Genomic DNA, 9,432 nt, shown 5'->3' on the forward strand with positions numbered 1-9,432 from the left:
GCGCGCCGGCCCCAATCCCATGAGCTTACGCGGCCGAAGCCAGTTGAGTACGCGTGGCGTCGATATTCAAGGCAGCCTGCGCCGCTTCGCGACCTTTCTCGACAAAATGCGTGCGGTAGATGGCGTTATGATGATCAGTTTCCTGATATTGGTGCGGGGTCAGCGAAACCGACAGGACAGGAACTCCTGTATCAAGCCCGGCGCGCATCAGCCCATCAACCACCGCTTGCGCGACGAAATCATGTCGGTATATGCCGCCATCCACGACAAAGGCGGCACAGGCAACGGCGGCATAACGCCCGGTCTGAGCGAGATCGCGGGCCAGCAACGGCATTTCAAACGCGCCGGGTACGTCGAAGACATCGACCTGTTCGGCGGGAATCAGTTCAAGAAATCCGTCGAGCGCGCGGTCGACGATATCGGAATGCCAGTTTGCTTTGACAAATGCATAGCGGGTGTGTGTCATCATGATCTCCTTTCAGTTTGGTGGCCTTCTGGCAGTCGCGAAAACCGGTTCCCACTTTTCGCTGCCAGCCCGGCATGACACGTCACCCAAGGCGATCACGAGCACACGCGCCGTATCATCGACGCGCTGCACGTTCTCTTTCATCCGGACTGTAACCGTCGGCTCTGGCCTCTCACCAGATCTGCTTGTCACCCCAGATGATTTGGGGCCGCTCGCGGGCTTACGGATCATGGCCCGAATACCGCCGGTGGGGAATTCCACCCCGCCCTGAGAACGAGCCGGACCTTGCCAAGAACCGGTTCCCTCTGCAAGAGATTTGACAGGAGGACCGCTATGCACCCGAATCCCGCTTTTCGTGCCGAGGATCGCGCGCGCCACGTTGAATTTGCCCGTGATCGGGCGTTCGGCGTCTTGGCGGTATCTGCGGACGGTGCACCGTTATTGAGTCATGTACCGATTTTGTTGTCTGAAGACGGATCAACGGTTGAGCTGCATCTGGTGCGTTCGAACCCGATTGTGCGGGCTCTGCGCGAACCTCAACAGGCAAAGATCGCGGTGCAGGGGCCGGACGGTTATATCTCACCAGACTGGTACGGAGTCGAAGATCAGGTGCCGACCTGGAATTACGTCGCTGTACATCTGAGTGGACAGTTGGAGTTGCGTCCGCAGGGCGAATTGTTGGATCTGCTCCAGCGCCAGTCGGTTTTCTACGAGCAGCGATTGTTGCCCAAACCCCCGTGGGTCGTCGATAAAATGTCCGAGGGCGCCCTGAACAAGATGATGCGGATGATCTTACCGTGCCGCATGCATGTGGAAGATATTCAAGGCACCTGGAAACTGGGGCAGAACAAACCCGATGACGTTCGGCGTGCGGCTGCTGATCAAGTCCCCAACGGTTTAGGCATTGAAACCCGACAGCTGGCCGCCCTGATGCACAAGGCGTAGCCAGCACCGGGGAACAGGATTACTCGGGACTGAAAGTTGCCAGATAGGCGGCGATATCTTCCGCGCCCTTCTTGAGTTTGACGCTCATGTTCGGGCGGGCGGTTTCGTCATCCAGATATTCTTTGATGAAGCCGATCGGGTCTTTGGAGTATGCGGCGATGTTGTCTTCGGTCCAGACCAGGCCTTCTTCACCCGCGCGGATCATGTCATCCGTGAACATGCCGACTGGCAGGCGCTCGCTTCCATAACGATAGTCGTTTTCGGATCCGGCGACGCGCCCAACGACTCCATAGAGATTCGGGCCGGTGATTCCGCCTTTGACCAGAACTTCTCCATCCTTGATGATCGCATGACACGAAGAACAGCGATTATACATCGCCTCACCTTTCGCAGGATCGCCTGCTGCAAGTGTTTGCGTGGACAGAGCCAATGTGAACATCGCAGTGGCCAGGGTGATTTTTGACATTGGGGGTCTCCTTGCAGGAGTTCGCGCGTTTTTTGCGCTGTCCGGCATTCACGCGAAAAGTGCAACGGTGTATTCGCGCTCAATTTGCAATTTAAATCATCTATTTGGCGAATATGATTTCACCGAAGACAATCCTTGCTCTGCGGTGCCGATTGTCGAGAAACTATGCGCAAATGACAGGCCGCTTCGGTGAATTGAAGTGGATTGGGCGGTGCCCGCAACGCTGGGTCCGAAGTTCGAATCAACAACATCTGATTCGAAGTCACCGGCAAAGTTGCGGGTGAGATTCACCAAAAAAAGCCCTTTGGCAGGTGCAGGAAGCGCACATGCGGCGTATTGCGCGTTTATGAACGCTGGACGAACACTATTCTCCCCGATAGTAAGCGCGGTTAAGACACCGCATTCGTGCGGTGCGCGAGCTATTTGCCCGTCCGCGGGCGCCAGACAATCGGAGATAACCTCGTGTCCCACGCAGAAGACCACGAAGGCACCCGCAGAGATTTCCTGTACTACGTCGCAGGCGGCGCAGGTGTCGTTGCAACGGGTGCAGCTGTATGGCCCCTGATCAACCAAATGAACCCATCGGCAGACGTTCAGGCGCTGTCCTCGATCCGTGTGGACGTGAGCGGCGTTGAGCCGGGTACGCAGCTGACGGTAAAATGGCTGGGCAAACCCGTTTTCGTCCGTCACCGCACCGGTGCCGAGATTCAGGAAGCCCAGGAGCAGGACGCCGAAGGTGTTGAGGCACTGCCCGATCCGCTGGCGCGCAACTTTAACCTGAGCGCTGATGCACCCGCGACCGACGCAAACCGCGTAATGCCGTCTCCGGAAGGCGAAGCGCCGGGTGCATGGATCGTACAGATGGGCGTATGTACGCACCTTGGCTGTGTGCCTCTGGGCGATGCCGGTGATTTCGGTGGCTGGTTCTGCCCCTGCCATGGCTCGCATTATGACCTTGCCGGTCGTATCCGTAAGGGCCCCGCGCCTGAGAACCTGCCTGTCCCGCCCGCAGAATGGGTAGACAACAGCACCATCAAACTCGGCTAAGGGAGACCCAAACTTATGTCCGGAATTCCCCACGATCACTATGAGCCGAAGACAAACGGCGAGAAATGGCTGAACAGCCGTCTGCCGATTGTCGGCCTGCTGTACGACACACTCATGATCCCTACGCCTAAGAACCTGAACTGGTGGTGGATCTGGGGCATCGTTCTGGCGTTCTGCCTGGCGCTGCAAATCGTCACCGGTATCGTTCTGGTGATGCATTATACGCCGCATGTCGACCTTGCCTTTGCCAGCATCGAGCACATTATGCGGAACGTGAACGGCGGTCACTTTATCCGCTATCTGCACATGAACGGCGCGTCGCTGTTCTTTGTAGCGGTTTACATTCACATGTTCCGTGGTCTGTTCTACGGCTCGTACAAAGCTCCGCGTGAAATCACATGGATCATCGGTATGCTGATCTATCTGATGATGATGGGTACCGCCTTCATGGGCTATGTTCTGCCCTGGGGTCAGATGTCCTTCTGGGGCGCGACCGTGATCACCGGGCTGTTCGGCGCAATCCCGTTTGTGGGCGATGCGCTGCAGACCTGGCTGCTGGGCGGACCTGCGGTGGACAACGCCACGCTGAACCGCTTCTTCTCGCTGCACTATCTGCTGCCGTTCATCATCGCGGCACTGGTTGTCGTGCACATCTGGGCCTTCCACACCACCGGGAACAACAACCCGACCGGTGTTGAAGTGCGTCGTGGTTCGAAGGACGAGGCGAAGAAAGACACGCTGCCATTCTGGCCCTATTTCGTGATCAAGGACCTGTTCGCGCTGGCCGTGATCCTGGTCGTGTTCTGGGCGATTGTCGGCTACATGCCGAACTATCTGGGCCACCCGGACAACTACATCGAAGCCAACCCGCTGGTTACGCCCGCGCACATCGTGCCCGAATGGTACTTCCTGCCGTTCTACGCGATCCTGCGCGCGTTCACTGGTGAAGTCTGGGTCGTTCAGTTCGCCAGCTTCATCACCGGTGGCATCATCGACGCCAAATTCTTTGGTGTTCTGGCGATGTTCGGTGCGATCCTGGCCATGGCACTGGCGCCTTGGCTGGATACGTCGAGCGTGCGTTCGGGCAAGTATCGTCCGATGTTCAAATGGTGGTTCTACCTGCTGGTCATCGACTTCTTCGCCCTGATGTGGCTGGGTGCGATGCCCGCGGAAGAGCCCTATGCAACCTTCTCGCTGATCGCGTCCGCCTACTGGTTCGCCTATTTCTTCGTGATCCTGCCGATCCTCGGTGTGATCGAGAAGCCTCTGGCACAGCCCGAGACTATCGAAGAAGACTTCAACGCGCATTATGGCAAGGCTGACGCCGACGCCACGCCGGCCGAGTAAGAAGAGGGACCGGAAACATGTTCAAGAAACTTGCAATCGGCGCCGCGTTTGCTCTGGCACTGACCCCTGCTGCATCCATTGCAGCAGGTGGTGGCGAGCAGCATATCGAAGACTTCGCCTTCTCGTTCGAAGGCCCGTTCGGTACATGGGATCAGCATCAGCTGCAGCGCGGCCTGCAGATTTATACCGAGGTCTGCGCAGCCTGCCATGGCCTGCAATATGTACCTTTGCGTGACCTGACAGCGCTGGGCTATTCGGAAGAAGAAGTCATTGCCTATGCGGCTGACAACTTCGAAGTGTTCGATCCTGAGCTGGACGATTTCCGCCCGGCGATTCCGACCGACCACTTCCCGGCCAATAACGGTGTCGGCGCACCGGACCTGAGCCTGATGGCCAAGGCCCGCGCGGGCTTCCACGGACCTTACGGTCTGGGCATTAATCAGCTGGTAAAGGGCATGGGCGGTGCTGAATACATCGCCTCTCTGCTGGATGGTTACACCGGAGAAGAGAAAGAAGAGGCAGGCACTGTCCTCTACGAAAACAAAGCCTTCCCCGGGGGGTGGATTTCGATGGCACCGCCGCTGTCGGACGAACAGGTCGACTTTGCTGACGGACATTCGAACTCTGTCGAACACATGTCTGAGGACGTCTCAGCCTTCCTGATGTGGGCGGCCGAGCCGAAGATGATGGAACGCAAGAACGCTGGCTTTGTTGGCGTGATTTTCCTGACCGTTCTTTCGGTGCTGCTCTACCTGGTTAACAAGCGCCTTTGGGCACCGCATAAAGGCAAACTTCGTAAAGAAGATTGATCCTTTCCGGGATGCAGAAATTGAAACCCCCGCACCATCTGGTTGCGGGGGTTTCCTGTTTTGAGGGCGGGTAAAAGGGGCCGGCCCTTTCTTGGCCTTTGGCCAATTCATCCTCTTGGCCAGATGAAGAACGGATCAGGCCGTGAGTTGGGTCATGGTTTGCCCAGTGATCGCTGCGCTCACGATCTGGCCTTCGAGTTGAGGCGCGTTGAACGAAACCTCGGTGAATTGCTCGGTTCGGCCCATATGGGGGTTTTCCATCAGGATGTGATGTATCTTGCCAACTTGCTTCGACAGGTGCGTCGCGACCTGAGCGTCTCCGGCAGCCCGCAGGCGGGCGGCGCGGTCCTTGATGACCGTTCCATTCACTTGCTGCGGTATGCGGGCGGCTGGTGTGCCATCTCGTTTCGAGTAAGGAAAAACATGAAGCCAGGTCAGGTCGCAGTCGGAGACCAGCCTGAGCGAGTTTTCGAAATGTGCTTCGGTCTCGGTCGGGAAGCCCGCGATGATATCCGCACCGAAGGTCATATCGGGGCGCAGTTTCCGCGCGTCTTCGGTAAAGCGGATGGCATCATCGCGCAGGTGGCGGCGTTTCATACGCTTCAGGATCAGGTCATCTCCGTGTTGCAGCGACAGATGCAGGTGCGGCATCAGGCGCCGCTCAGTCGCGATGGCCTGCATCAGGCTCTCGTCGACCTCGATCGAGTCGATCGAGCTGATCCGCAGGCGTGGCAAATCTGGCACCAGCTTGAGAATGCGCATCACCAGATCGCCTAGCTTGGGCTGAGCGGGCAGATCTGCACCCCAGGAAGTCAGATCGACCCCGGTCAAGACCACTTCGTTATAGCCTTTGTCGACCAGCCTCTTGATCTGATCCACCACAACACCTGCGGGCACACTGCGCGAGTTGCCCCGGCCGTAAGGAATGATACAGAACGTGCAGCGGTGGTCGCAGCCGTTCTGGACCTGCACGTAGGCGCGCGAGCGGGTTCCGAAACCGTCGATCAGATGCCCAGCCGTTTCGGTGACGGACATTATGTCATCGACCTGCACAGCCTCAGTCTCACCAATAAAATCGGCGGCCATGCCATTCCAGGTCTCTGGCTGCATCTTTTCAGTGTTGCCGATTACCGCGTCGACCTCATCCATCCGGGCAAAGGTATCGGGTTCGGTCTGAGCGGCACAGCCGGTGACGATCAGGCGAGCATTCGGGTTCTCGCGCCGCAGCTTGCGGATTTCCTGCCGGGCCTTGCGCACCGCCTCGGCAGTCACCGCGCACGTGTTCACCACCACTGCGTCTGTCAGACCTGCCTGTTGCGACAGCTCTTTCATTGCTTCGGTTTCATAGGCGTTCAGGCGGCAACCCAGTGTAGTGAATTTGGGCGGGTTCATCCCAGCGACCTCAGGAATTCAGCCGTCAGCGTGCCCGAGAAGACGTGGCACGTTGGACCGGTCATCCAGACGCCATCGTCACGCCAGTCAACCCAGAGCGTTCCACCGTCCAGATCGATCTGCACCTTACGTCCGGTTAACCCGCGTCGCGCGGCAGCCACGGCAGTTGCACAGGACGATGATCCGGAGGCCAGGGTGATACCGACGCCACGCTCCCATACGCGCATACGAATGTGATCCGGGCCGATGATCTGGGCCACCTGCACATTTGTCCGTTCCGGGTAAAGCGGGTGATATTCGTAGCGTGCACCGAACTCTGCCAACGGTATCGCCTCGGCGTCTTCAACGAAGAAAGTACAATGCGGGTTACCCATTCCCGTTGCTGTTGGGATGCCTTCGATTGGCAATTCCAGCGTTTCCACCTCTTCTGCCAACGGAACTTCGTGCCACTCCAACTGAGGATGACCCATATTGACCGAGGTGAGCCCATCGCCTGCATCCCGCGCATAAAGCGTTCCGCGTTCAGTGGTGAGTGTCAGCGCAGAGCGCCCCGTCTCCTCCATAAGCAACCGCGCAATACAGCGGGTGGCGTTGCCGCAGGCGGCTGAGGTTGATCCATCGGAGTTGTAAAACACCAGATGCGCGTCAGCTTCACCGTTTTCGATGACAGCCAACTGATCGAATCCCACACCAAGCTGTCGATGTCCGATTCCTTTGGCCAGTGCCGGGGTGATCGGGGCATCGTGCGCGCGTGCGTCTACAATGACAAAGTCATTGCCCAGCCCATGCATCTTGAGGAAGGGCAATCCGGTGTCGAGTCTCTGTTGCATGGCGGCCATATAACGTTGGACAGAACATGAATCCACCCTGTCGAGAAGATTCCTGAAAAAAGGGGTTGACCCTCTGGCGCCACCTGCCTAATTAAGCCGCCTATCGGGTCGCCGGAAACACTTGATGTGACGGCGAAACGAGGCGCAAAATAGGGGCTTGAACCTGGTTGGGGAATTGCCGTAAAGAGCGCCACGGATCAAACAGATCCAGCAAAAGAGTGGGCCGTTAGCTCAGTTGGTAGAGCAACTGACTTTTAATCAGTGGGTCGCAGGTTCGAATCCTGCACGGCTCACCACTTTTTTCAATAAAAACAAGTATTTGCAGGGATTCGCGCGGGACGCGCTTGGTGACGTGCGGCTTTCCGGAAGCAATACGGAAACACTCGGACAAAGATTGAAGTTTGCCTATTGGATCACAATGGTACAGCGCGGCGGCAGCTCACTTACGCGCGTGTGCAATCTCCCGGACAAACTCAAGCGGGACTTGAGCAGGTCCGGCCACCAGAACCGCCGTTCGCCGCTAGTGCAGCACTAGGCCTCAGCGATGGCGGCAATGCACAGGAAGCGGACCTTAAATCAAAGACGCAGGGTTTTAGAGCCTTGGACAGCGGCTATGCGGGCAAAGCCGCCGTACTTCTATGTTCACAATTTACGCTCTTGTGTTGCCTTCCGCGCCAAATTCAATACCGGACTTCAACTGGCGGCTAGTGGAATAGCTGAGCGTTTGGGAGGGCAAAGAGTTTCAGCCCGAAGGAGAGTCAGTGACAGCGTCGACATTTCCCTGAAACTCGTCGGTTGAATTGCCGTGTGGATAGGGTTGGTCGGGGATTGGGCGATCCAGAAATCCGCATAGAGGTTCCCACCCGCTACCAAGCTCATAAGTCAGAAGTCTGTCTTTCCCGAACTCTGCTTGAACATCCAAAATATTCTTTTCGTAAACAGAAATCATATGATCTCGGTCGGCGATATTACCGCCGAACACGCCATCGGCGATTAACTTAATCCCAATTGAGTCGGCGTCTTCGCTATTCCGCAATATCGGTAATATCGTATTATCCATGCTTTCGTACCATGCGTCGGCATCGCGTACGGAGAGGATGATCTTCGCTTTCGGGAAGTGCGCGCTCAATTCTCTCCAAAAATAGGCGCCGGGCCAGTCAACGGTTGCATTATATTCGGCGAAGACCTGATCCCAATCTGGTGTGTCCCCTCCGGCGGCGGAGCGCCAAACCGCTACTCGCTCAGCATTGGGCAGCACTTCGAACATATGGTAGCAAGGTCCCAACCCCAAAATTTCAAGGGCCTTCTTAAGCGACTCGGTGCCTGTGCGACCGAATCCTGCGCCAATAACTGAAAGTGGCAAATGAATCTCCTAAGAATTTAGTTCTGTCTGAATGCGATGAGCTAACAATAAACCCAACATTTTGTCTACTGTCACCAATATGTTCAAGTTTGGAGATTGGCAGCTTTATGTGATGTCTGCTTCGGGCCCAAAGCATGCGTAATTGGGCTGACCCTGAACTGAGGTCGAGCTCCCGCTAGGATCACAGGGAAACTGTGAACAAGGGAGATTTCAAATGGAGTATTACGCTGGCTTGGATGTGTCGCTGCGGTCCTGCGCGGTTTGTGTGGTCGACGGCAAAGGCACGGTTCTGCATGAGCGAGACTTGGCTTGCGAGGTCGAGGAGATCGCGGGTTACCTGAACACGCTTCCCGTTTTGCTCGCACGTATCGGGTTCGAGTCCGGAACCTTGAGCCAGCATCTGTTCTTCGGTCTGAAAGCAGAAGGGTTCGATGTCGTCTGCATGGAGGCGCGCCAGGTGAGTGCCGCGCTGTCCGCGATGCGCAACAAGACGGATCGCAACGATGCCCGCGGCATTGCCCAAATATTGCGGACGGGCTGGTTCAGTCCTGTTCACATGAAGAGCCGGGAGGCGCATGGGGTTCGGACTCTTCTGAGCACGCGCTAGGCGTTGCTGAGCAAGACCATTGATCTGGCCAACGAGGTGCGCGGATTGCTGAAGATCTTCGGTATCCGTCTACCCAAGACAGTGAAGCATGGTAGCTTCGATGGCGTTGTCCGGCCGATGATCGAGATGGACGAGGTTCTGGCCCACGCCATGCTCCCGC

10 protein-coding genes, 1 tRNA gene and 1 riboswitch are annotated in these 9,432 nt (G+C 57.0%); of the genes, 6 read left to right on the forward strand and 5 right to left on the reverse strand.

The genetic code is table 11. From position 1 onward, the window contains the following. Positions 1–25: 25 nt before the first annotated feature. Complete coding sequence (locus ACR0K5_RS17565; protein WP_480630941.1) at positions 26–466, reverse strand: 6,7-dimethyl-8-ribityllumazine synthase; 441 nt, start codon at positions 464–466, stop codon at positions 26–28. Positions 467–594: 128 nt separating this feature from the next. Beyond that, positions 595–745: riboswitch (FMN riboswitch) on the reverse strand. Positions 746–799: 54 nt separating this feature from the next. On the opposite strand from ACR0K5_RS17565, the gene ACR0K5_RS17570 reads away from it, so the two are divergent. Beyond that, positions 800–1,411 (forward strand): FMN-binding negative transcriptional regulator, encoded by a 612-nt coding sequence (locus tag ACR0K5_RS17570; protein ID WP_480630942.1) that lies wholly within the window; start codon positions 800–802, stop codon positions 1,409–1,411. Between the two features lie 19 nt (positions 1,412–1,430). Here the strand turns inward: ACR0K5_RS17570 and ACR0K5_RS17575 are convergent, their stop codons facing one another. Next, positions 1,431–1,877 (reverse strand): c-type cytochrome, encoded by a 447-nt coding sequence (locus ACR0K5_RS17575; protein ID WP_480630943.1) that lies wholly within the window; start codon positions 1,875–1,877, stop codon positions 1,431–1,433. 462 nt (positions 1,878–2,339) lie between these two features. Here ACR0K5_RS17575 and petA point away from each other — a divergent pair, with 462 nt between their 5' ends. From petA to ACR0K5_RS17590, 3 genes are read left to right on the forward strand one after another with little or no spacing between them, the layout of a single operon-like run. After that, complete coding sequence (gene petA / locus ACR0K5_RS17580) at positions 2,340–2,924, forward strand: ubiquinol-cytochrome c reductase iron-sulfur subunit (RefSeq protein ID WP_480630944.1); 585 nt, start codon at positions 2,340–2,342, stop codon at positions 2,922–2,924. Between the two features lie 15 nt (positions 2,925–2,939). Continuing rightward, a complete protein-coding gene (gene petB, locus ACR0K5_RS17585) occupies positions 2,940–4,271 on the forward strand; it encodes a cytochrome b (RefSeq protein WP_480630945.1) in 1,332 nt (443 codons plus the stop codon). A 17-nt stretch (positions 4,272–4,288) separates the two neighbouring features. Next, positions 4,289–5,080: a cytochrome c1 gene (locus ACR0K5_RS17590; protein ID WP_480630946.1), complete on the forward strand. Its 792-nt coding sequence runs from the start codon at positions 4,289–4,291 to the stop codon at positions 5,078–5,080. Between the two features lie 135 nt (positions 5,081–5,215). Here the strand turns inward: ACR0K5_RS17590 and mtaB are convergent, their stop codons facing one another. Further along, positions 5,216–6,472 (reverse strand): tRNA (N(6)-L-threonylcarbamoyladenosine(37)-C(2))-methylthiotransferase MtaB, encoded by a 1,257-nt coding sequence (gene mtaB, locus ACR0K5_RS17595; RefSeq protein WP_480630947.1) that lies wholly within the window; start codon positions 6,470–6,472, stop codon positions 5,216–5,218. After that, complete coding sequence (dapF, locus tag ACR0K5_RS17600) at positions 6,469–7,311, reverse strand: diaminopimelate epimerase (RefSeq protein ID WP_480630948.1); 843 nt, start codon at positions 7,309–7,311, stop codon at positions 6,469–6,471. The genes mtaB and dapF overlap by 4 nt, the downstream gene beginning before the upstream one ends. Before the next feature lie 211 nt (positions 7,312–7,522). Here dapF and ACR0K5_RS17605 point away from each other — a divergent pair. Then, positions 7,523–7,598, forward strand: a tRNA-Lys gene (locus ACR0K5_RS17605). A gap of 446 nt (positions 7,599–8,044) precedes the next feature. On the opposite strand, the gene ACR0K5_RS17610 is transcribed toward ACR0K5_RS17605, so the two are convergent. Then, a complete protein-coding gene (locus tag ACR0K5_RS17610; protein ID WP_480630949.1) occupies positions 8,045–8,665 on the reverse strand; it encodes a sulfotransferase family protein in 621 nt (206 codons plus the stop codon). Between the two features lie 214 nt (positions 8,666–8,879). Between ACR0K5_RS17610 and ACR0K5_RS17615 the strand changes: the two genes are divergently transcribed. After that, complete coding sequence (locus ACR0K5_RS17615; protein ID WP_480630950.1) at positions 8,880–9,272, forward strand: IS110 family transposase; 393 nt, start codon at positions 8,880–8,882, stop codon at positions 9,270–9,272. Positions 9,273–9,432 lie beyond the last annotated feature (160 nt).

The organism is Ruegeria sp. AB9, from assembly GCF_056542585.1.

Bases quoted from the DNA above. Each gene is read 5' to 3' on its own strand.
- ACR0K5_RS17565 (WP_480630941.1), bottom strand. From the start codon at position 466: ATGACACACACCCGCTATGCATTTGTCAAAGCAAACTGGCATTCCGAT.
- ACR0K5_RS17570 (WP_480630942.1), top strand. From the start codon at position 800: ATGCACCCGAATCCCGCTTTTCGTGCCGAGGATCGCGCGCGCCACGTT.
- ACR0K5_RS17575 (WP_480630943.1), bottom strand. From the start codon at position 1,877: ATGTCAAAAATCACCCTGGCCACTGCGATGTTCACATTGGCTCTGTCC.
- petB (WP_480630945.1), top strand. From the start codon at position 2,940: ATGTCCGGAATTCCCCACGATCACTATGAGCCGAAGACAAACGGCGAG.
- ACR0K5_RS17590 (WP_480630946.1), top strand. From the start codon at position 4,289: ATGTTCAAGAAACTTGCAATCGGCGCCGCGTTTGCTCTGGCACTGACC.
- mtaB (WP_480630947.1), bottom strand. From the start codon at position 6,472: ATGAACCCGCCCAAATTCACTACACTGGGTTGCCGCCTGAACGCCTAT.
- dapF (WP_480630948.1), bottom strand. From the start codon at position 7,311: ATGGCCGCCATGCAACAGAGACTCGACACCGGATTGCCCTTCCTCAAG.
- ACR0K5_RS17615 (WP_480630950.1), top strand. From the start codon at position 8,880: ATGGAGTATTACGCTGGCTTGGATGTGTCGCTGCGGTCCTGCGCGGTT.